The sequence below is a fragment of the Halomonas halophila genome, from assembly GCF_030406665.1.
GTDB classification, from domain to species: domain Bacteria; phylum Pseudomonadota; class Gammaproteobacteria; order Pseudomonadales; family Halomonadaceae; genus Halomonas; species Halomonas halophila.
In genome coordinates, this window is the sequence record NZ_CP129121.1 from 745,026 (window position 1) to 766,368 (window position 21,343).

The following is a 21,343-nucleotide window of genomic DNA, read 5'->3' on the forward strand; positions in this document are numbered from 1 at the left end:
GGCCGGGGCGGGAAGGAGCCCCGGAAGGCGGGCGTTACTCGATGGCGGTACGGATACGCTCTGCGGCGGCATCCAGCGCCGCCTGCGGCGACTGGCGGCCGCTGCCGATGTTCTGCAGCGCCGGTTCCATGGCCGACCAGAAGGCCCCCATCTCGGGGATGTTGGGCATCGGCTCGCCGAGCTCGGCATTCGCCAGGGTGGCGGCGATGTGCGGGTTGGCTTCCAGCTCCTGCTGATAGGCCTTGTGGGCCACGGCGCCCAGCGAGCCGTCGCCGTTGAAGGTGCGCAGGCCTTGCTCCTCGAGCAGGTAGCCCTCGAGGAACTCGGTGGCCAGGAAGTCGTTGGGCGAGGCCGAGTTGATCATCGCCGCCATCACGCCGAACATCGGCTTGGCCCGCTCGTCGCCGACCCTGGGGAGAAGCGCCACACCGAAGTCGATGCCGCTCTTCTCGAGGTTGCTCCAGGCCCAGGGGCCGCTGATCATCGTCGCCACTTCCCCCTGGTTGAAGCGGGTATCCATCACGCTGTAGTCCGTGCCCTCGGGCAGCACGCCGCTGTCGATCAGTGCGCGCAGGCGTTCGGCGCCTGCCACCGCACCGGCGTTGTTGACCCCGATATCGCTGACGTCATAGCCGCTGCCGGTATGCTGGAACGGATAGCCGCCATTGGCGGCCAGCAGCGGCCAGCTGAAGTAGGGCTCGCCGTAGTCGAAGAGAATCGCCTTCTTGCCGTCCTCGGCCAGTTCGGCATCGAGCCTGGCCAGCTCGTCGAAGCTCTCGGGCGCTGTCTCCACCAGGGCCTTGTTGTAGATCAGGCCCAGCGATTCCACCGAGATGGGGTAGCCGTAGGTCTCGCCGTTCCACTCGACGGCGTCCCAGGTGAAGTCGAAGTAGCGCTCACGGTAGGCCTCGGAGGGCGCGACGGCCTTGAGCAGCCCGCTCTGGGCCCACTCGCCCATGCGGTCGTGGGCGAAGATGACGATATCCGGCCCCTGGCCGCTGCCGGCGGCCTGCTGGAAGCGGTTGGTCATGTTGTCGGGGTGGACGATGTCGATGGCGATGCCGGTATCGGCGGTGAACCGCTCGGCCACCTCACGGATGCCCTCGGGGCCCTTGTTGTCGCCGATCCAGACGGTCAGGCCGTCGTCCTCGAAGGCCATGGCGGGCAGGGCGGCTCCGACGCCCAGGGTGGCGGCCAGCAGCAAGGAGGCGTGGTGCAGGCGTGGGGTCATGATGTCGACTCCCTTCTTGTTGTGGTGACGGTGTCGTGGCGTGGGTGAGTCCACGGCAAGGCTCGCCGATCCAGGGGGCAGCCGCCTCCTCCCCGAGGGGGGAGGAGGACGGCGTAAGCGCGGGGCGTAGGTCATGGCCCCGGGAATCCGGGAGGAGCAACAGGGGCGGTGGTGGGGAAGCCGGGGGCCGAGAGCGGACGCCCCACGAGACCACGGCCACCGGCACACCGCCTCCAGGGCGGGGCCGGGGCTCTCACCTCACAGGGTCAGCAGAAGCGGGCATCCGCGGCGGGAAATGGCGAGCACGGCGAGAGGCTGCCGCCATGGGGCTGATATCACAATGACAGCAGAAACAGGATCAGCGGCGGCGACAGCAGCGAGAGGATGAACCCCGAGACCACGGCCACCGGCACGCACCTCACGCCGCCATGCTGCTGGATCACCGGCAGGGTGAAGTCCATGGAGGTGGCGCCACCGTAGCCGATGGCCAGCGCCGGGTGGCGGCCGATCACCAGCGGGATCAGCACGAAGGCCAGCAGCTCGCGGCCCAGGTCATTGAAGAAGGCCACGCCGCCGAGCAGCGGCCCGAGTTCGTCGCCGACCAGGATGCCGGACAGCGAGTACCAGCCGAAGCCGGCGGCCATGGCCAGGCCCTCGTTCCAGCGCAGCTCGAGCAGCGGGGCGGCGACCAGCCCGCCGATCAGCGAGCTCGCCGCCAGGGTCACGGCAATGGCCAGCCCGTGGCGGTTGAGTAGTATCTGCCTGAGCGGCATGCCGGAGTTCCTGAGCTGGCAGCCGATCAGCGCCAGCAGGGCGTAGAGCACCCATTCCGACAGGCGCTCGGCCCAGGCGAAGGGCGCCTCGGCGCCGCCGGACAAGGCATGGATCAGAAGGCCCAGCACGATGCCGGCGGCCACAACGCCGACCAGCGCCAACGAGCCGGCCATGGCGGCCAGCTTGCTGGTGGGCGCGCCGTCCACCGCATGGCTCGGGTCCACGGTCAGGTGCAGTCGACACGACAGCCAGCCCAGGGCGGCGAGGTTGCAGGCCGAGGTGACGGCGAGCAGCGCGAGCGCCTGGCCGCCCATGCGCGAGAGCTGGCCGCCGAGATCGTCGAGCCCGGCCAGGCTCACGCCCATCAGCAGCAGGATGGCGTAGATCGAGGCGCTGACGCCGCGGTTGATCAGCGCCATGACGGCGTCGCGGCGTACCCGGACCAGATAGCCCAGGATCAGCGGCAGCAATACGATCAGCAGTCCGGTGAGCATGCGAGAGTTCCTTCTCTGTCTTCCCGTTCGGGCCGTCGGCGACGGCCAAAACCGCTCACTCTAGCAGCTTGCCGCCGCCGCGGCAGCGGCGTCAGTCGTCGCCGAGGCGGGTCAGGGACAGGCGGCTCTTGCGCTCGCCGTCGCGGTAGTAAGCCATGCCCAGCAGCAGGCCCGGGCGATCGGCGTCGAAGGTGATCTCCATGCGTCGGTCGTCCTCGTCGGGTTCGGCCAGCGCCACCCGCACCGCCGCGAAGCGCCCGGCCGGCAGCGTCACGGGATCGCGGTCCAGCACCCGGTAGTCGAGCCGTTCCTCGCGGCCGCGGTGGTCGCGATAGCGCAGCCGGCCCTGGCCGTCGGCGTCGTCGATGACGCGCCGGGCCAGCGCGACCAGGGCGCTCTGGCGGTCGGGCAGGGGGGCCAGATCGGCCTGGGCCAGCGAGTAGGAGCGGCGGATGCCCAGCAGCGAGTAGCCGGCGGCGTAGTGCAGCGAGCTGACACGCTCGTCGTCGAGCCGGAAGCGGCCCCATTCGTGGCCGCTGGCGCCGGGCAGGCTGGCGCGCATCTCGCTGTGCCAGTGGCCGGCCTCCTGCGACAGCTGATGTTCGATATCGACGTCCGGCCAGCCCGAGACCTCCAGATGGTAGCGGGCGTCGAAGGGCTGGGGTGCGGTGGCGGCCAGGCTCGGCAGGGCCGTGACGACCAGGGCCAGGCCCAGCAGCCAGGCGCGGCGCGGCAGGCGAAACGTCATCGGGAAGTCCTCGCGGGAAAAAGCATCGGGGTGATTCGATTGAGAGGGCGCGGCGGCCGCCGGGTTCCCCACCGACATTCCCGACGGCCGTCTCGATGACGGTCTCGCTGACATGGCCGAGTCATCGGCGAGCGGTTAGGCTGGCGGGGCAGGCCCCCATTTTCGTCTTTCACAGGAGGTGTTGTCATGGCCAGACTGCTGCTTATCGCCGGCGACTTCGTCGAGGACTACGAGATCATGGTGCCGTTCCAGGCCCTGCAGGCCATGGGCCATCAGGTGGACGCGGTATGTCCCGACAAGCGCGAGGGCGACAGCATCCGCACCGCCATCCACGACTTCGAGGGCGATCAGACCTACACCGAGAAGCCGGGACACAACTTCACCCTCAACGCCACCTTCGCCGAGGTCGCTGCAGACGACTACGACGCGCTGGTGATCCCCGGCGGCCGGGCGCCGGAGTACCTGCGCCTGGACGAGCGGGTGCTGGAGCTGGTGCGCCACTTCTTCGACACCGACAAGCCGGTGGCCGCCATCTGCCACGGCGCCCAGCTGCTGGCCGCCGCGGTGTCGCTGGCCGACTACCGGGTCTCGGCCTATCCCGCCTGCGCCCCGGAGGTGCACCTGGCCGGCGGCGACTACGCCGAGATCGGCATGGACGAGGCCATCGTCAGCGGCAAGCTGGTGACCGCTCCGGCCTGGCCGGCGCATCCGGCCTGGCTGGCGCGCTTCAACGAGCTGCTGTAAGGCGGCGCTGCGGTCAGAAAAGACGTCAGGGCGCCTCGCCGGCCCGCCCGGCGAGGCGCTCGGACAGCGTGACCGGATAGTCGCCTTCGCCCTCGAGTGGCGCTAGCCGGCGCAGTGCGGCCGGCAGGCGCTCGAGGTCCCGCGCGACCCGCTCCCGGGCGGCGTCGGCCGCCGCCATGGCGTCCGGCGCTGCCTGACCGTTCACCACGCAGGGATGCAGCAGCGGCGTCGCGTCTTCCACCCGCTCGGTGCGGCCGGTGATGACGTCGCCGACGAAGCCGCCATGGGCGTCGTGACGGCGGAAGACCTGCTTGCGCCCGGGCAGGTTGATCTTGCCGGGGGAGTGCTTGATCGTCGGCTCCCCGGCGTATTCCACCAGCTTGTAGGACAGGTCGATGACCGGGGCGTCGGCGGCTACGCCCATCCGGGTGCCGACGCCGAAGGCGTCGATCGGCGCGCCGTCGGCCAGCAGCGCCTCGATGGCGTGCTCGTCGAGACCGCTGCTGGCGACGATCTTCACGTCCACATGGCCGGCCGCGTCCAGCAGTGCCCGGGCGCCGCGGGCCAGCTCGCCCAGGTCGCCGGAGTCCAGCCGGATGGCACCGATCTCGAGCCCGGCCTCCTCGCGCATCAGCGCGATCACCGTCTTCACGCCCTCGAGGGTGTCGTGGGTGTCCACCAGCAGGGTGGTGCCGGGGTAGTGGCGAGCGAAGGCGCGGAAGGCCTCGCGCTCGCTGTCGTGGGCCAGCACGTAGCTGTGGGCCATGGTGCCGTTCAGCGCCAGGCCGTGGCGCAGCCCGCCCAGCACGTTGCTGGTGCCGGAAAGCCCCGCCGCGCGATAGGCGCGCACCCCGCGTACCGCCGCGTCCACGCCGTGCATGCGGCGCAGGCCGAAGTCCACCACCGGCCGGCCCCGGGCGGCCATCACCATGCGCACCGCCTTGGAGGCCAGCACGGTCTCGAGCTGCACCAGATTCATGATCAGGCTTTCCAGCAGCTGGGCCTGGGCGATGGGCGCGTCGACCTCCAGCAGCGGCTCGTTGGCGAACACCGGCGTGCCCTCGGGCAGCGCCCAGATATCGCCCTCGAAGCGCCAGTCGGCCAGCCAGTCGAGGAAGGCCGGTTCCAGATGATCGACCTCGGCCAGCCGTCGGAGCGCGCGGTCGGTGAAGCGCAGCCGGCTGACCCGTTCGGCGGCATGTTGCTGGCCGCAGGCGAGCATGAAGCGTCGCTCCGGGGGCAGCCGGCGGAAGAACAGGCTGAAAGTGGCCGGCGCCGTCATGGCCTCCTTCCAGTAGGCCTGGGTCATGGTCAGCTGGTAGAGGTCGGTGAGCAGTGCCAGCTCGTCGTCGTCGACGCTCAGCGGGGCGATATGGTCCATGCGCGTGTCCCTCACGGCATGACCCTGACGCCGGCTTCGGCGAAGGCGGCCCGGCAGTCGGCCACGGCGTCCGGGGCCACCGCCGCGCTCAGCGATTCGAGCAGCAGGGGCTCGAAGCCGTGCCGGCGGGCGTCGAGCACCGTGGCCCGCACGCAGACGTCCAGCGCCAGGCCGCAGACGACCACCCGGGTGACGCCGCGCTCGCGCAGGTAGCCGGCCAGGCCGGTGGCGTCGAAGGCCGAATAGGCGTCGGCGTCGAAGGCGGTGGCCTTGCTGACGCGAAGCGTATCGGCGTCGAGGTCGAGGTCGGGGTGGAAGGCCGCGCCCGGCGTGTCCTGGACGCAGTGCACCGGCCAGGGGCCGCCGCGGTGGGCGAAGCTGACGTGGTCGATGGGGTGCCAGTCCCGCGAGGCGACGATCAGCGCACCGCCGGCCCGGGCGGCGGCGATCTCGGCGTTGATGCCCGGCACCAGGGCGTTGCCGCCGGCCACGGCCAGGGCGCCGCCCTCGCAGAAGTCGTTCTGCATGTCCACCACCAGCAGTGCGTCCACGGGGCCGTAGTCCAGCTGGGCATGAGGCATCGGCTTCTCCTTCGAGGTCGGTGACGTCTCCTCTTCAGCGTATGCCCTGAGCCGACGTTCGTGTAGGGGCTCGCGAACCTGGAGAACCCTAGTAGCCGGCGTCGGGGTCGATGGTCTCGACGTCCTCGCCGGCATCCATGGCGCGCAGCGCCTCGGCCACCTGGTCGAGCGCCTCGCCGAGCGGCGTGGGGCCGGCCATGTGCGGGGTGATCAGCACCCGCGGATGCGACCACAGCGGGCTCGATGCCGGCAGTGGCTCTTCGGGGAAGGCGTCGAGCTGCGCGCCGCGCAGCCGGCCTTCGGCCTCGCCGTCGCCCAGCGCGGCGAGCAGCGCGGCCTCGTCGATCAGGCTGCCGCGCCCCGGGTTGATCAGGCTGGCGCCTTCGGGCAGGGCGGCCAGGGCCTCGGCGTCGATGATGCCGCGGGTCGCCGGCGTATCGGGCAGCAGCAGCACCAGGCTCTTCACCTCGGGCAGCAGCTCGCGCAGGCCGTCGTCACCGTGATGGCAGCGCACGCCGGGCAGCGTCTTGGGCGAGCGGCTCCAGCCGTGCACCGGGAAGCCGTCGTCGGCCAGTGACTGCGCCACCCGGGCGCCGATGGCGCCGAGCCCCAGCACCCCCACCGGCCAGTCGGCCTTGTCGACCGGCGGGCACTCGCGCCACTCGGCGCGGGCCTGCTGGCGACGATAGCGGTCGAAGTCGCGCTGGAAGTGCAGCACGCCGTAGCGCGCGTAGTCGGCGATGGGACCGGCCATGCCGGCGTCGCGCAGCTTGACGATGGGCACGCCCCGGGGCAGGGCGGGGTTGCCCAGCAGCGCATCGACCCCGGCGCCGAGGTTGACGATGCCCTTGAGCGAGATGAGCTCGTCGAGCAGCTCGGCGGAGGGCTTCCAGGCCGCCAGATAGTCGGCGCGGCGGCGCTCGTCGGCGGGGGCGGCGCTGGTGAGGATCTCGGCGTCGGGCAGGCGCTCGGCCAGGGCATCGCGCCAGGCCTCGGCGGCATCGGTGTGGACCAGGACTCGCATCGGTTCTCCGGGCGGCGAAGGGTTCGCGTCCATCTTCGCGATTTCGCCGCCGCGGGGAAAGCCCGTTCAGGCAAGCGCCGGTGTGTGGGCGCGGCGGGAGGTCGGGGCGGCGAGGGGAGCCGGTGCCTCCTCGAACGATTCGGCGAGGCGGAAGCGGGCGACCAGGGCATTGAGTTCGCCCGAGTCCTGCTCGAGCGACGCCGCCGATGCGGTGGTGGCCTGGGCCAGGCTGGCGTTGCGCTGGGTCGCCGAGTCGAGCTCGGCCACGGCGGTGCCGATCTGCGTCAGGCCGTCGGACTGCTCGCGGGTGGCCGCGCCGATGCTCAGCACCTCCTCGCCGAGACGCTCGATGCTCTGCTTGGTGTCGGTCATGCTGGCGCCGCTCTGTTCGGTCTGGCGGGCGCACTCGTCGAGCTGACGACGGGTGCCCTCCAGCAGCTGGCGGATCTCGCCGGCGGCTTCGGCGCTGCGGCCGGCCAGGGCGCGCACCTCGGTGGCCACCACGGCGAAGCCGCGGCCGCGCTCGCCGGCCCGGGCCGCCTCCACGGAGGCGTTGAGGGCCAGGATATTGGTCTGGAAGGCGATGGCGTCGATGGTCTCGATGATGCCGTCCATGCGGGCGGCATCGGCGACCACGTCCCGGATCAGCGCCACGCTGCTGGCCACGCTCTCGTGGCTGACGCGGGCCTGGACGGTGGCGTCCTCCGCCAGTCGGTCGGCCTGGCGGCTGCTCTCCGCGGTCTGCGTCACCGAGCCGGTGATCTCTTCCATGCTGGCGGCGCTCTGCTGCAGGGCGCTGGCCTGCTGTTCGGTATAGGCGGCCAGCTCGTGGCCGTCCCGGGCGATCGAGGTGGCGCCCCGATGCACGGTGTCGCTGGTGCGGCGGATCGAGGCGACCAGGCCCGAGAGCGAGTCGCTCATGCGTCGCAGGGCGCCGAGCAGGCGGGCGGTCTCGTCGCTGCCTCGCGCCTCGATGACCTGGCGCAGGTCGCCCTCGGCGACCCGTTCGGTGACGGCCAGCGCCTGGTGCAGCGGACGCACGATGCTGCGGGTGATGATCAGCGACAGCAGCACGGCCGCGGCGACGGCCAGCCCGGCGAAGATCAGCAGGCCGGTGACGGCGCCCCGATGACGCGCGGTGATGCCGGCCTCGGCGCGGGCCATGCGCTGCGTGGCGCGTTCGCCGATGGCATCGGCGGCGTCCTGCAGCCGATAGACCGCCGCCTTGTAGTCCGAGAAGGCGCGGTTGGCCTCGGCGGTGGTGGTGAAGTCGCCGTCGCGCAGGCGGGCATGGGTGGCGTCGAAGCCGGCGGCGTAGCCATCCAGGGCCGTGTCGGCCTCCCGGTAGAGGTCGCCGAGATCGGGCGTGGGCGCCAGCTCGGCGCCACGGGTCAGGACGTCATCGAGGTCGGCGTGTGCGCCCAGCCACTTGTCACGATAGGAGGCGACCCGGTCAGCCTCGCGCAGGTTGATGAAGGTGTCCTTCTCGTAGCGGCGCAGCTCCAGCGACAGCTGCTGCACGCGGGCCGCGTTGAGGGCGGTGGCGGCATCGACGTTCAGGGTGTCGACGGCGGTGTCGCGGACCTGGGACAGGCCGCGCAGGCCGACGGCGCCCGCGGTCAGCAGCAGCAGGACGATCAGGGAAAAGGCGATGGCGAGGCGGGCGCCGATGGAGAAGCGTTGCAGCATGGGGAGCGACCTTGGCGTGGACAGGAAGGGACGCCTCCCTATCGGCATGGAAGATCGCTTCTTTAGATCACGAAGTTCTAAAAATCATTGGGGGGCACGAGACGGTCAGTAGATGATCTGCATCGGAGGCGGGGCCTCGTCGAGCAGTCCGGCCAGACGCGACAGGGCGCCTTTCAGGCGTTCGAGATCCGGTTCGGCGCCGAGGCTCAGGCGGATGCGCCGCGGCGCCGGGGCCTGCTCGACCATGAACGGCGTGGCGGTGGTGACGGCCATGCTTTCCTGCTCGGCCTGCTGCTGGAGCTCCTCGGCGCGCCAGGCGCTGGGCAGCGACAGCCAGAGATGCAGGCTCGTGGGTCGGGCGCTGAATTCGTGGCCGGCAAGCAAGCGGCCGGCCAGGCGCTGGCGCTCGGCCAAGAGCTCGCGCTGCTCGATGGCCAGTCGGGCCAGGGTGCCGTCGGCGAGCCAGGCGTCGGCCAGCTCGAAGATCAGCGGGGTGGCCATCCAGGTGGTGGCGCGCATCCGCGGCAGGGCATGGTGCAGCTGGCCGCGGGGCACGCTGAGGTAGCCGGCGCGCAGCCCCGGCAGGGCGACCTTGGTCAGACTGGTGACGTGGAAGCACAGGTTTGGCAGCCGGGCGGCCAGCGGCGAGAGCCCCGGCGGCTCGAGCAGCGCATGGACGTCGTCCTCGATCAGCCACACGCCGTGGTGGTCGAGCACCCGGGCCACGGCGTCGCGCCGGGCCTCGTCCATGGTGGCCCCGGTGGGGTTGAGCTGGGTCGGTGTCAGGCACACGGCGCGCGGCCGCAGGCGCCGGCAGGCCAGGTCGAGGGCCTCGGGAATCACCCCGCGTTCGTCGATGGCCACGCCGCGCAGCTGGAAGCCCAGGGTGCGCGACAGGGCGATCAGGCCGTGATCGGTGAGCGCCTCGGTGAGCACCAGGTCGCCGTGCTGGACCACGGTGGAGATGGCCAGCATCAGGCCGTGGGCGGCGCCGTTGCACAGCACCCGGTCCTCGGGACCGCCCGGCACGCCGAGGCTGGCGGCCAGCCAGTCGCTGGCGCGCTCGCGCTGGTGCAGCAGCCCGGCGATGGGGCGGTTGGCGGCGATCACCTCGGGGCGAACGTGCTCGGCCAGCGAGGCCAGGGTCTCGCGGAAGCGGCGGTGATGGGCCGCCGTGCACACCGGATGGGCGATGGACAGGTCGACCAGCGCACTCTCCCGGCGCGGTTCCTGGCCGCGCAGGTAGGCCGATTCCCGGGCGTCGTCCAGGGTGTTGATCCAGGTGCCGCTGCCGATCCTCGACTGCACCAGGCCCATCTTCTCGGCCTGGGCGTAGGCGCGCGAGACGGTCTGCACGCTGACGCCGAGGGTTTCGGCCAGTCGACGGTGCGGCGGCAGCCGGGTGCCGGGGGCAAGCTCACCCTGGCGGATGGCCTCGGAGAGGGCTCGGGCGATGGCCAGGTACTTGGGGCCGGCGTCCTGCAGGAAGGGCGTCAGATCGAGTGTCATGATGCAATAAAGCCTTTGACCGTCGGCCAAGCGGGGGTGCTAGTATCGGCTGAAAGACATTGACTGATATTGTCATGCATTGTGCTGTCGTCAATCATGACAATTCAAGCGGCCCCTCGCATGGCCGTCAACCGCCTTGGCGCCCCGGCACCTCCAGGATCGAGAGGTGGCCGGTATCGGTGACGTGATCGTTGGACGAGCGATTTCATGATTCAGGTTTCCCTGCCTTTCACTCGCGAGGAATATGCCGGCCGGCTCTGGAAAGTCCGCGCCGAGATGGCGAGCCGGGGCATCGACGTGCTGATCATCAGCGACCCCTCGAACATGGCCTGGCTGACCGGCTATGACGGCTGGTCCTTCTATGTCCACCAGTGCGTGCTGCTCGGGCTCGAAGGCGAGCCGGTGTGGTACGGCCGGCGCATGGATGCCAACGGGGCGCTGCGCACCTGCTGGATGGACCCCGAGAACCTCACCTACTACCCGGATCACTACGTGCAGAATCCGGACATGCACCCCATGGAGTACCTGGCCCAGTCGATCATGCCCGATCGCGGCTGGCACCAGGGCGTGGTGGGCATGGAGATGGACAACTACTACTTCTCGGCCAAGGCCTACCAGTCGCTGCTGCGCGAGCTGCCTCACGCTCGCTTTCTGGACGCCAACGGTCTGGTCAACTGGTGCCGGGCGATCAAGTCGGCCCAGGAGATCGAGTACATGCGCATTGCGGCGCGGATCGTCGAGGGCATGCACTCGCGCATCCTCGAGGTGATCGAGCCGGGGCTGCCCAAGAGCAAGCTGGTCTCGGAGATCTATCGGGTCGGCATCGAAGGCTGGAAGGACGAGCATGGCAAGGTCTTCGGCGGCGACTATCCGGCCATCGTGCCGATGCTGCCTACCGGCAAGGACGCCGCCGCGCCTCACCTGACCTGGGACGACACGCCGTTCCGCGAGGGCGAGGGCACCTTCTTCGAGATCGCCGGGGTGTTCAAGCGCTATCACGCGCCGATGTCGCGCACCGTGTTCCTGGGGCGGCCGCCGGCGGAGTTCGTGCGCGCCGAGTCGGCGCTGCTCGAGGGCATCGAGCACGGCCTCGATGTGGCCAGGCCCGGCAACCGCACCGCGGACATCGCCATGGCGCTGGGCGCGGCCATGGACAAGTACGGCTTCGACCGCGGCGGTGCGCGCTGTGGCTACCCCATCGGCATCAGCTATCCGCCGGACTGGGGCGAGCGCACCATGAGCCTGCGCCCCTCCGACGAGACCATCCTCGAGCCCGGCATGACCTTCCACTTCATGCCCGGCCTGTGGGTCGACGACTGGGGCCTGGAAATCACCGAGAGCATCCTGATCACCGAGGACGGCTGCGAGACGCTGGCCGACTTCCCCCGCCAGCTGTTCGTCATGTAAGGAGTAACGCCATGAGCAAGCGACCGAGCCCCATTGCCGCCACCGTCGACTTCGAGGCCGACGGTGTCCAGCACGGCTTCCTCAAGCTGCCGATCTCCAACGACGAGTCGGCCTGGGGGGCGGTGATGATCCCGATCACCGTGGTCAAGAACGGCGAGGGCCCGACCGCGCTGCTGACCGGCGGCAACCACGGCGACGAGTACGAGGGCATCACCGCGCTGCACAAGCTCTCGAGCTCGCTGTCCGCCGAGGACGTCACGGGGCGTGTGATCATCGTGCCGATGATGAACACCCCGGCGGCCCAGGCCGGCAAGCGCACCTCGCCGATGGACGGCGGCAACCTCAACCGCAGCTTCCCCGGGGACCCCGACGGCAGCGTCACCGAGAAGATCGCCGACTACTTCACCCGCACCCTGGTGCCGATGAGCGATGCGGTGCTCGACCTGCACTCCGGCGGCCGCACCCTGGACATCGTGCCGTTCGCCGCCTCCCACGTGCTCGACGATGCCGACCAGCAGCGTCGCGCGCTGGACGGTGCCAAGGCCTTCGGCGCGCCCTACGCCATGATCATGTTCGAGCTCGACGCCGAGGCGCTGTTCGACACCGCCGTGGAGCGCCAGGGCAAGGTGTTCGTGGCCACCGAGCTCGGCGGCGGCGGCACCTCCACGCCGGAGAGCCTGGCCATCACCGAGCGTGGCATCCACAACTTCCTGGTTCACTTCGGGCTGGTCGCGGGCGAGATCGAGGCGCCCGTCGAGCCCCAGGTCTATCTCGACATGCCGGACGCCAGCTGCTACGTGCAGAGCGAGCACACCGGGCTGCTCGAGCTGACGGTGGCGCTGGGCGAGACGGTGGAGAACGGCCAGGTGATCGCCCGGGTCTACGACATGACCCGCAGCGGCGCCGCGCCCATCGAGTACCGCGCCGAGCGCGACGGGCTGCTGATGGCGCGCCGCTTCCCGGCCAACGTCAACATGGGCGACACCATCGCGGTGATCGCCGAGGTGGTCGATTCCTTGTCATGAAGCTCGATCGCTACGATCTCAAGATCATCGAGATCCTGTCCCGCGACGGGCGCATCACCAAGTCGAAGCTGGCCGAGGCGATCAACCTCTCGGTCAGCCCCTGCTGGGAGCGGGTGCGGCGGCTGGAGAAGGCCGGCATCATCGAGGGCTATGGGGCGCGCCTCAATCCGGAGGTGCTGCGGCCGCGCACGCCGGTGTGGGTGCAGATCGAGCTCAAGAGCCACAACGCCGAGAGCTTCGCCCGCTTCGAGGCACTCGTCCATGACACCCCCGAGGCCACCGAGTGCGTGGCCGTGGGCGGCGGGGTCGATTACCTGGTCAAGTTCGAGGCCGCCTCCATCGATGCCTACCAGCGCCTGATCGATGCCTGGCTGATGTCCGACGTCGGCATCGAGCGCTACTTCACCTACATCGTCACCAAGCGCGTCAAGCGGCCCGATGGCGGATTCGCCGCCGGCGACTTCGTGGCCGACTGAGGGCGGCAGATCGCGGCGTTCCTGTTGCGTTGATTCGCCCCGCCGCACGTGGCATAAGCTAGAAGAGCGGTGGGATTTCCCCACCACGCCGGGCGATCCCTCCGGCCAAGCACGATGCGTGGCGCCGGCCGCCTGCAGTGATTCGAGATCGCCTGACGCGAGGGTATGACATGTCCTACTTCACGATTGCCGGTGTCCAGATGCATGCCCTGCATCACGGCGACAACACCGAAGCCATGCGTCATCGCATCGACGTGCTGATGAGCCGCTTTCCCCAGGTGCAGATGGTGTTGTTCAGCGAGCTGATGCCGTTGGGCGCCTCGCCACACCACGCCCAGCCGATGCCCAGCCACGCCGAGGCGATGTTTTGCCACCTGGCCGAGAAGCACCGCATCTGGCTGATTCCGGGCTCGATGTTCGAGCAGGCCGGTGATGCCATCTATAACACCCTGTCGGTGATCAGTCCCCGCGGCGAGGTCGTGACGCGCTATCGCAAGATGTTCCCGTTCCGCCCCTACGAGGCCGGCGTGGAGAGCGGCGAGGAGTTCGTCGTCTTCGACGTGCCGCAGGTGGGTCGCTTCGGCGTGTCGATCTGCTACGACATGTGGTTTCCCGAGACCACCCGCACCCTGGCGGCGATGGGTGCCGAGGTGATCCTGCATCCGACCATGACCGACACCATCGACCGCGACATCGAACTGTCGATCGCGCGGACCAACGCCGCGGTCAACCAGTGCTATTTCTTCGACATCAACGGGGCCGGGGCCATCGGCAACGGGCGTTCTATCGTGGTGGGGCCCTCCGGCGATGTCATCCACCAGGCCGGCACCGGCGAGGAGATCATGCCCGTCGAGGTCGATCTGAGCCGAGTGCGTCGCGAGCGCGAGACCGGCCTGCGCGGCCTCGGTCAGCCGCTCAAGAGCTTCCGCGACCGGCGCGTCGACTTCACGCTGTATCGCCACGAGGGCGGTTTCTCGCCCTTCCTGGATACCCTGGGGCCGCTGGAAAAGCCACAACGCACTAACCTTGAGGAGTACTGATCGTCTCTCAGCAACCATTCCGGAATTGAGGAGCCACCATGTTCGCCAGAATCCTCGGTGGTTTGCGTCGCCTGTTCCATCCGTCCGCGGCCGCCGGCCATGCCGACGCCGAGCGGCCCCGGGGTTCCGCCTCTGCGGCGGCACCCGAGGCCTCCGAAGCCCCTCAGGGAGCGACTACGATGAGCAGCAAAATAACAAGCATTGCCGATGTCCGTCGTCATTTCCTCAACAACAAGCGCCCGATCTATTTCATCTCGGCGACCAACTTCAATCTGCTGGGAATCGGCGATTGGGTCGGGAATTTTCGCCATATCAACTACATCGACTGCTTCGATCGGCGTCAGCGCAACGTCTTCGTGCCGCGAGAGAAGTTTCCCCGCGACTTCGAGGGTATCGAGGACATCAACAACTACCTCCTCGAGCACAAGGAGGTGATCGATTTTATCCAGTCCCGCGCCCAGGGCGATGACGCCGGTATCGCCACCTTCCTGATGTTCGACGAGCACACCGAGGAGGTCTGTGAACAGCTGGGGCTCAAGATCGCCTTCCCGCCCGCGGCGCTGCGCTCGCGGATGGACAACAAGATCGAGACCGTGCGTATCGGCAACAAGGCCGGGGTGCCCAGCGTGCCCAATGTGCTGGCCAAGGTGGGCAGCTACCAGGAGCTGCTCGAGGTGAGCCGCGAACTCGGCACCGATCTGGTGGTGCAGACCGCCTACGGCGACTCCGGGCATACCACCTTCTTCATCGCCAGCGAGGAGGACTACTACAAGGTCGCCGAGGAGATCGAGGCCGAGCCCGAGGTCAAGATCATGAAGCGCATCAACTGCCGCGGCTCTGCCATCGAGGCCTGTGCCACCCGCAGCGGCACCGTGGTCGGCCCGCTGATGACCGAACTGGTCGGCTTCAAGTCGCTGACGCCCTACAAGGGTGGCTGGTGCGGCAACGAGATGTTCGCCGGCGCCTTCAGCCAGACGGTGCGCGACAAGGCCCGCGAGTACACCTTCAAGTTCGGCGAGGCCCTGCGCGAGGAGGGCTACCGGGGTTACTTCGAGCTCGACTTCCTGATCGACATGGATGGTGGAGAGGTCTATCTCGGTGAGCTCAATCCACGGGTCACCGGGGCCAGTTCGCTGACCAACGTGGCGGCCTTCGCCCACTCCGACATCCCGCTGTTCCTGTTTCACCTGCTGGAGTTCTCGGAGCTGGACTTCGACCTCGACATCGCCGAGATCAACGAGCGCTGGTCGCATCCCGAGAGCATCGACAGCTGGAGTCAGCTGGTCATCAAGCATACCGAGGAGAGCGTCGATCTGCTGACCGCGGCCCCGGCCTCGGGGGTGTGGCGCATGGAGCAGGACGGCCGCATCGCCTACGACCACTACGACTCCCATCCCCATGCCGCCGAGAACGAGCACGAAGCGTTCTTCCTGCGCATCAGCGGCGAGGGCGACTTCCGCTACGAGGGGGCGGATCTCGGCATCCTGATCACCCGCGGGCGGCTGATGGACGACGACTTCCAGCTCACCGAGCGCGCCCGCGCGTGGATCGAAGGCATTCGCGGCGAGTACGCCGGCCAGCCGCTTCAGGATCCCGTGGTGGAGGAGGTCGCCGTCAGCCATGCCATCGGCGGTGGCAACTTCAAGATCCTATGAGCGGCAGACATCACCCCGGCCCGTCCCCGGGCAGGTGGGGGAGCGGGCCGGAAAAGATGCTGGACTTTCGCACCGTGCGCGAGGAGCTGCCGGGGCCCAAGTGGCGGTCGCTGTTCGACTACCACTGGCCGGCCTACGAGCAGTGGTACCTCAGCGAGGGCGAGCGCGAGCGTCCGGCCTATCTGGCCTGCTACAACGCCCTGCGCCGGCACATGCCCGAGCTGATGGACACCTACCGGATGCTGTGCGAGCTGGCCGGCGGCGGAGATCTCAGCGCGCGCCTGCTGAGCCTGTATCGCCCTCCGGCCTACATCACCGGCTGCTCCCAGGCGGTGCTGGCGCGGCCGTCGTCGACGGTGCTCGCGCGCAACTACGATTATCCGCCCGAGCTGTGCGAGGGCACCATCCTCTGCAGCCGCTGGAACCGGCGCCGGGTGATCGCCATGTCCGACTGCCTGTGGGGCGTGCTCGACGGCATGAACGATGCCGGGCTGGCGGTCTCGCTGGCCTTTGGTGGCCGCAAGGCGGTAGGTGACGGCTTCGGTGCGCCGATCATCCTGCGCTACCTGCTCGAGACCTGTGACGACGTGCCTCAGGCCGCCGAGGTGCTGGCCCGGGTGCCGACGCACATGGCCTACAACATCACCGTCGCCGACCGGGCCGGGCGCTACGTGACGGCGATGATCGCCCCCGACCGCCGGGCCAGCATCCGCCGCGTGCCGGTGGCCACCAACCACCAGAAGAAGATCGAGTGGTATGCCCACGCCCTGGCCTCGGAGACGCTGATCCGCGAGCGCCAGCTGTCGATCCTGGTGGACGACGAGAGTACTGGCGAGGCGCGCCTCGTCTCCGCCCTCGCGTCGCCGCCGCTGTTCCGTCACGACTATGGCCGTGGTCTGGGCACGATCTATACCGCCGTCTATCGACCGACCGAGGGGAGTGCCGGCTTCCACTGGCCGGGGCTCAACCTGGAGCTGGGTTTCGAAGACTTTCCCGAGGAACGCATCACCGTCCGCTACGGGGCACGGGGGCTCTACACGGGCTGAACGGGTGCAGAAAAAGAACAGCCAGAGGGGATCGCCATGCACGACAGCAGCCATTCCGAAACGCCCTACACCGCGCTGGGCTTCTATCACAAGATCTCCCAGCTGCGTGCCGACACCTGGAACGCCCTCAAGCGCGATCTCGGCCAGCTCGTGCGCCTCAAGGACGAGGGCGGCCAGCGTCAGCTGATCAAGGCGATCGACGTCAAGCTCACCCGGCTGGAGATCATCGAGGACTATCACGCCTTCCCTTCCAAGGAGGACTTCCGTCACATCTGGGCGCTGTTCGAGCGCCAGGAATACGGGCTGCTCGAGAAGGTGGTCAGGCGCCTGGTGCGGGCGCTGATCAGCGAGTCCTACCGGCGTCGCCACGTCGATCTCTCGGAGACCGACGCCGATGCCGAGGACCTCGAGACCCTGGACGCCCTCAATCAGCTGCGCCGTGGGCATCCGGCGTCGAACAGCTCGGCTCAGCCCTACTTCGAGCTGCTGATCGTCGACAACCTCTCGGCCCAGGAAGAGGAGGTGGTGCGCGAGGCCTTCCACAACCTGCGTCGCCCCGAGGACCGCTTCGTCTACGACGTGGTCACGGTGCGCAGCTTCGAGGACGCCCTGATCGCGGTGCTGGTCAATCCCAATATCCAGGCCTGCCTGATCCGCTACGAGTTTCCCTACAAGTCGAAGTACAACCTCAGCGCGCTGCGCAACTATCTGGAGGGGCTCTCCGAGCAGGAGCTGGAGCACCAGTCCGAGGCGGAGCGCAGCATCCTGCTCAGTTCGATGATCAGCGAGCTGCGCCCGGAGATCGACCAGTTCCTGGTCACCAGCGGCGACGTGGAGAGCACCGCCAGCGGCGACATCCGCCACTTCAGGCGCATCTTCTACCGCGAGACCGACTACATCGAACAGCATCACACCATCCTGCGCGCCATCGACGACCGTTACCGCACGCCCTTCTTCGACGCCCTGCGCGAATACAGCCGCAAGCCCACCGGGGTCTTCCACGCCATGCCGATCTCGCGGGGCAAGTCGGTGACCCGCTCGCACTGGGCGGGGCACATGATCGACTTCTACGGCATCAATATCTTCCTGGCCGAGACGTCGGCGACCTCCGGCGGGCTGGATTCGCTGCTGCAGCCCTACGGGCCGATCAAGAAGGCCCAGGAGTATGCCGCCCGGGCCTTCGGCGCCCGGCGAAGCTTCTTCGTCACCAACGGCACCTCGACGGCCAACAAGATCGTGGTCCAGGCGTTGATCAAGCCCCGCGACATCGTGCTGGTCGACCGCGACTGCCACAAGTCGCACCACTACGGCATGGTGCTGGCCGGCGCCCACGTCAGCTATCTGGATTCCTATCCTCTCGACGACTACTCGATGTACGGCGCGGTGCCGCTGCACGAGATCAAGAAGACCCTGCTCGCCTATCGGCGCGCCGGCGAACTCGAGCGGGTGAAGATGCTGCTGCTGACCAACTGCACCTTCGACGGCGTGGTCTACAACGTGCGCCGGGTGATGGAGGAGTGCCTGGCGATCAAGCCGGACCTCGTGTTCCTGTGGGACGAGGCCTGGTTCGCCTTCGCCTCCTTCAACCCGACCTATCGGCCGCGCACCGCCATGCACGCGGCACGCACGCTGCGTGACCGCTACCGCAGCGAGGCCTATCGGGAGGAGTACGCGGCCTGGAAGGCCGAGTTCGACGCCCTCGACCCCGACGACGACGCCACCTGGCTCGAGCGTCCGCTGCTGCCGGATCCCGACCTCGTGCGCCTGCGCGCCTACGCCACCCATTCCACCCACAAGACCCTGACCTCGCTGCGTCAGGGCTCGATGATCCACGTCTTCGATCAGGATTTCCGCCAGCGGGTCGAGGCCCCGTTCCACGAGGCCTACATGACACACACCTCGACCTCGCCCAACTATCAGATCCTGGCCTCGCTGGACGTGGGGCGCATGCAGGCCGAGATGGAAGGCTTCGAGCTGGTACACGCCCAGGTCGAGGCGGCGCTGTCGCTGCGCGAGCAGCTGTATACCCATCCCTTGCTGCAGAAGTACTTCCGGGTGCTCAAGAACGCCGACATGGTGCCCGCCGAGTATCGTGAGTCCGGGGTCGAGTCCTTCTACGATCCGGTGACCGGCTGGAACCAGATGGAGGAAGCCTGGGCCCGGGACGAGTTCGTGATCGACCCCTCCCGGATCACCATCGCCATCGGCGCGACCGGCGTCGACGGCGATGCCTTCAAGAACGAATACCTGATGAACAAGTACGGCATCCAGATCAACAAGACGTCGCGCAACACCGTGCTGTTCATGACCAACATCGGCACTACCCGCGGCTCCATCGCCTATCTGCTCGACGTGCTGATCAAGCTGGCCAAGGAGTTCGAGACGCGCTGGGAGGAGAGCAGCCGCCCGGAGCGCAGGATCATCGAGCAGCGGGTCCACTCCCTGACCCGGGAGCTGCCGCCGCTGCCCGACTTCAGCCGCTTCCATGACGCCTTCCGGCGCAGCCCCGAGACTCCCGAGGGCGACATCCGCAGCGCCTACTTCCTCAGCTACGACGAGGAGAACACCGAATACCTGCGGTTCGACAACGGCGAGCTTCAGGCCCAGACGCGCCAGGGCCGGGACGTGGTCTCGGCGAGCTTCGTGATCCCCTATCCGCCGGGATTCCCGGTGCTGGTGCCTGGCCAGGTGGTCAGCGAGGAGATCCTGCACTTCCTGCAGGCCCTGGACGTCACGGAGATCCACGGCTATCGCCCGGAGCTCGGGCTGCTGGTGTTCACCGCGGCCGCCCTGGCCGAGCCGCCGGCGTGTTGAGGACCGCGCCAAAAAAAACGCAACTCTTTGGCGCCGGAACGAAAAAACGTCACGTCTCCGGCGCCTGACTTCAAAAACTCCCGCCCGCCCATCTGCCTTACCCTGACACCATCACGCGGCAACCGCCGCGGATGTCATATCATCGCCGTCGCGCCTCTCTCGCGGCGGCGTTTCAGGGGAGGTGCTTATGACGCTGTCCAACATGCTCGACGACCCGCGCCTGTTCCGGCAGTACGCCTATGTCGACGGCAAGTGGACCCACGGCGACGAGGGCCGCGAGGACGCGGTCGTCGATCCGGCCACCGGCGAGGTGCTGGGCCATATCCCGCTGCTCGAGGCGGCGCAGATCAGCGCCGCCGTGGACGCCGCCGAGGCGGCCTACGTGCACTGGCGGGCACTGCGCGCCGACGAGCGCTGCGAGCGTCTGCTGGCCTGGTACGACCTGCTGCAGGCCCATCGCGAGGACCTGGCGCTGATCATGACCCGCGAGCAGGGCAAGCCGCTGCCGGACGCCCGCGGCGAGGTCGAGTACGGCGCCAGCTTCGTGCGCTGGTTCGCCGAGGAGGGCAAGCGCACCTTCGGCGAGACCATTCCCAGCCATATCCCCAACGCCGCCCTCGGCACGCTCAAGGAGCCGGTGGGCATCGCCGCGCTGATCACGCCCTGGAACTTCCCGCTGGCGATGATCACCCGCAAGGCCGCCGCCGCCATGGCCGCCGGCTGCCCGGTGATCGTCAAGCCGGCCCACGAGACGCCGTTCTCGGCGCTGGCGCTGGCCGAACTGGCCGAGCGCGCCGGCATCCCGGCCGGCATCTTCAACGTGGTGCTGGGCGACGCCGCCGAGGTCTCGAAGCTGTTGTGCGATGAGGATCGCATCAAGGCGCTGTCGTTCACCGGCTCCACCCGGGTCGGCCGTCTGCTGATCGAGCAGTGCGCCCATACCGTCAAGCGGGTGTCGCTGGAGCTCGGCGGCAACGCGCCCTTCATCGTCGGCCCGGACATGGACCCGAAGGAAGCGGCCTATGCCGCGGTGGCGGCCAAGTTCCAGACCGCCGGTCAGGACTGCCTGGCGGCCAACCGCATCCTGGTGCACGAGTCGATCCACGACGCCTTCGTCGAGCAGTTCGCCGAGCGCATGGCGGCGTTGAGCGTGGGCAACGGCCTGGACGGCGAGGTCGACCTGGGCCCGCTGATCCATCGTCAGGCGGTGGAGAAGGCCGCCTCCATCGTCGACGACGCCGTCTCCCGCGGCGCCACCCTGGTGGCCGGCGACCAGAATCAGGCGCCGGGCGAGAACTTCTTCATGCCGACCCTGCTGACCGGGGTGACGCCGCAGATGAAGGTCTGGCGCGAGGAGAACTTCGCCCCGGTGGCGGGCATCACCGCCTACCGCGACGACGACGAGGCCATCGAGATGGCCAACGATACCGAGTATGGCCTCGCCGCCTACGTCTACACCCATGACATCCGGCGCATCTGGAAGCTGCTGCGGGCGCTGGAGTATGGCATGGTCGCGGTCAACTCGGTGAAGATGACCGGCCCGCCGGTGCCCTTCGGCGGCGTCAAGCAATCCGGCCTGGGCCGCGAGGGCGGCGTGACCGGCATCGACGAGTACCTGGAGACGAAGTACTACTGTCTCGGAGCGCTGGGCTCCGTTTCCGGGAGCTAGCTTTATCCGGGAGCTTGCTGCGCTCGACCATACGGC

General features: G+C 68.7%; 17 protein-coding genes. 9 read left to right on the forward strand and 8 right to left on the reverse strand.

The genetic code is table 11. From position 1 onward, the window contains the following. Positions 1 to 34 precede the first annotated feature (34 nt). The 3 genes from malE to QWG60_RS03405 form a co-directional block, all read right to left on the reverse strand. Positions 35 to 1,231 carry a maltose/maltodextrin ABC transporter substrate-binding protein MalE gene (malE, locus tag QWG60_RS03395; protein WP_146907800.1) on the reverse strand — a complete coding sequence of 399 codons (1,197 nt, stop codon included), beginning with the start codon at positions 1,229 to 1,231 and terminating at the stop codon, positions 35 to 37. A 335-nt stretch (positions 1,232 to 1,566) separates the two neighbouring features. Then, positions 1,567 to 2,499 (reverse strand): lysine exporter LysO family protein, encoded by a 933-nt coding sequence (locus QWG60_RS03400; RefSeq protein ID WP_146907802.1) that lies wholly within the window; start codon positions 2,497 to 2,499, stop codon positions 1,567 to 1,569. Positions 2,500 to 2,590: 91 nt separating this feature from the next. Beyond that, positions 2,591 to 3,247: a hypothetical protein gene (locus QWG60_RS03405; protein ID WP_046079293.1), complete on the reverse strand. Its 657-nt coding sequence runs from the start codon at positions 3,245 to 3,247 to the stop codon at positions 2,591 to 2,593. A 186-nt stretch (positions 3,248 to 3,433) separates the two neighbouring features. On the opposite strand from QWG60_RS03405, the gene QWG60_RS03410 reads away from it, so the two are divergent. Next, complete coding sequence (locus tag QWG60_RS03410; RefSeq protein WP_046079292.1) at positions 3,434 to 3,991, forward strand: DJ-1/PfpI family protein; 558 nt, start codon at positions 3,434 to 3,436, stop codon at positions 3,989 to 3,991. A gap of 25 nt (positions 3,992 to 4,016) precedes the next feature. Here the strand turns inward: QWG60_RS03410 and QWG60_RS03415 are convergent, their stop codons facing one another. The 5 genes from QWG60_RS03415 to ehuR all read right to left on the reverse strand — a co-directional run bounded on the left by QWG60_RS03415 (position 4,017) and on the right by ehuR (position 10,175). Further along, on the reverse strand, positions 4,017 to 5,372 hold the full coding sequence (locus QWG60_RS03415; RefSeq protein WP_146907804.1) for a nicotinate phosphoribosyltransferase: 1,356 nt from the start codon (positions 5,370 to 5,372) through the stop codon (positions 4,017 to 4,019). A gap of 11 nt (positions 5,373 to 5,383) precedes the next feature. Next, positions 5,384 to 5,953 (reverse strand): nicotinamidase, encoded by a 570-nt coding sequence (locus QWG60_RS03420; protein ID WP_146907806.1) that lies wholly within the window; start codon positions 5,951 to 5,953, stop codon positions 5,384 to 5,386. A gap of 88 nt (positions 5,954 to 6,041) precedes the next feature. Then, on the reverse strand, positions 6,042 to 6,977 hold the full coding sequence (locus QWG60_RS03425) for a 2-hydroxyacid dehydrogenase (RefSeq protein WP_107182207.1): 936 nt from the start codon (positions 6,975 to 6,977) through the stop codon (positions 6,042 to 6,044). 66 nt (positions 6,978 to 7,043) lie between these two features. Beyond that, positions 7,044 to 8,666, reverse strand: coding sequence for a methyl-accepting chemotaxis protein (locus tag QWG60_RS03430; RefSeq protein ID WP_146907808.1), 1,623 nt, complete (start codon positions 8,664 to 8,666; stop codon positions 7,044 to 7,046). 105 nt (positions 8,667 to 8,771) lie between these two features. Beyond that, entirely contained in the window at positions 8,772 to 10,175 is a 1,404-nt protein-coding gene (gene ehuR / locus QWG60_RS03435) for a MocR-like ectoine utilization transcription factor EhuR (RefSeq protein ID WP_052719357.1), read from the reverse strand. 207 nt (positions 10,176 to 10,382) lie between these two features. Between ehuR and doeA the strand changes: the two genes are divergently transcribed. The 8 genes from doeA (at position 10,383) to QWG60_RS03475 (ending at position 21,307) form a co-directional block, all read left to right on the forward strand. After that, positions 10,383 to 11,582: an ectoine hydrolase DoeA gene (gene doeA / locus QWG60_RS03440; RefSeq protein WP_146907810.1), complete on the forward strand. Its 1,200-nt coding sequence runs from the start codon at positions 10,383 to 10,385 to the stop codon at positions 11,580 to 11,582. A gap of 11 nt (positions 11,583 to 11,593) precedes the next feature. Beyond that, positions 11,594 to 12,607 carry a N(2)-acetyl-L-2,4-diaminobutanoate deacetylase DoeB gene (gene doeB / locus QWG60_RS03445; RefSeq protein ID WP_046079288.1) on the forward strand — a complete coding sequence of 338 codons (1,014 nt, stop codon included), beginning with the start codon at positions 11,594 to 11,596 and terminating at the stop codon, positions 12,605 to 12,607. Next, positions 12,604 to 13,083 carry an Lrp/AsnC family transcriptional regulator gene (locus QWG60_RS03450; protein ID WP_146907812.1) on the forward strand — a complete coding sequence of 160 codons (480 nt, stop codon included), beginning with the start codon at positions 12,604 to 12,606 and terminating at the stop codon, positions 13,081 to 13,083. The genes doeB and QWG60_RS03450 overlap by 4 nt, the downstream gene beginning before the upstream one ends. Before the next feature lie 170 nt (positions 13,084 to 13,253). Then, complete coding sequence (locus tag QWG60_RS03455) at positions 13,254 to 14,123, forward strand: carbon-nitrogen hydrolase family protein (protein ID WP_046079286.1); 870 nt, start codon at positions 13,254 to 13,256, stop codon at positions 14,121 to 14,123. Positions 14,124 to 14,302: 179 nt separating this feature from the next. Then, a complete protein-coding gene (locus tag QWG60_RS03460; protein WP_146907814.1) occupies positions 14,303 to 15,778 on the forward strand; it encodes a biotin carboxylase in 1,476 nt (491 codons plus the stop codon). A 56-nt stretch (positions 15,779 to 15,834) separates the two neighbouring features. Further along, positions 15,835 to 16,824: a C45 family autoproteolytic acyltransferase/hydolase gene (locus tag QWG60_RS03465; RefSeq protein WP_107182211.1), complete on the forward strand. Its 990-nt coding sequence runs from the start codon at positions 15,835 to 15,837 to the stop codon at positions 16,822 to 16,824. Between the two features lie 36 nt (positions 16,825 to 16,860). After that, on the forward strand, positions 16,861 to 19,638 hold the full coding sequence (locus tag QWG60_RS03470) for an aminotransferase class I/II-fold pyridoxal phosphate-dependent enzyme (RefSeq protein ID WP_107182212.1): 2,778 nt from the start codon (positions 16,861 to 16,863) through the stop codon (positions 19,636 to 19,638). A gap of 187 nt (positions 19,639 to 19,825) precedes the next feature. After that, on the forward strand, positions 19,826 to 21,307 hold the full coding sequence (locus tag QWG60_RS03475) for an NAD-dependent succinate-semialdehyde dehydrogenase (protein ID WP_046079283.1): 1,482 nt from the start codon (positions 19,826 to 19,828) through the stop codon (positions 21,305 to 21,307). Positions 21,308 to 21,343 lie beyond the last annotated feature (36 nt).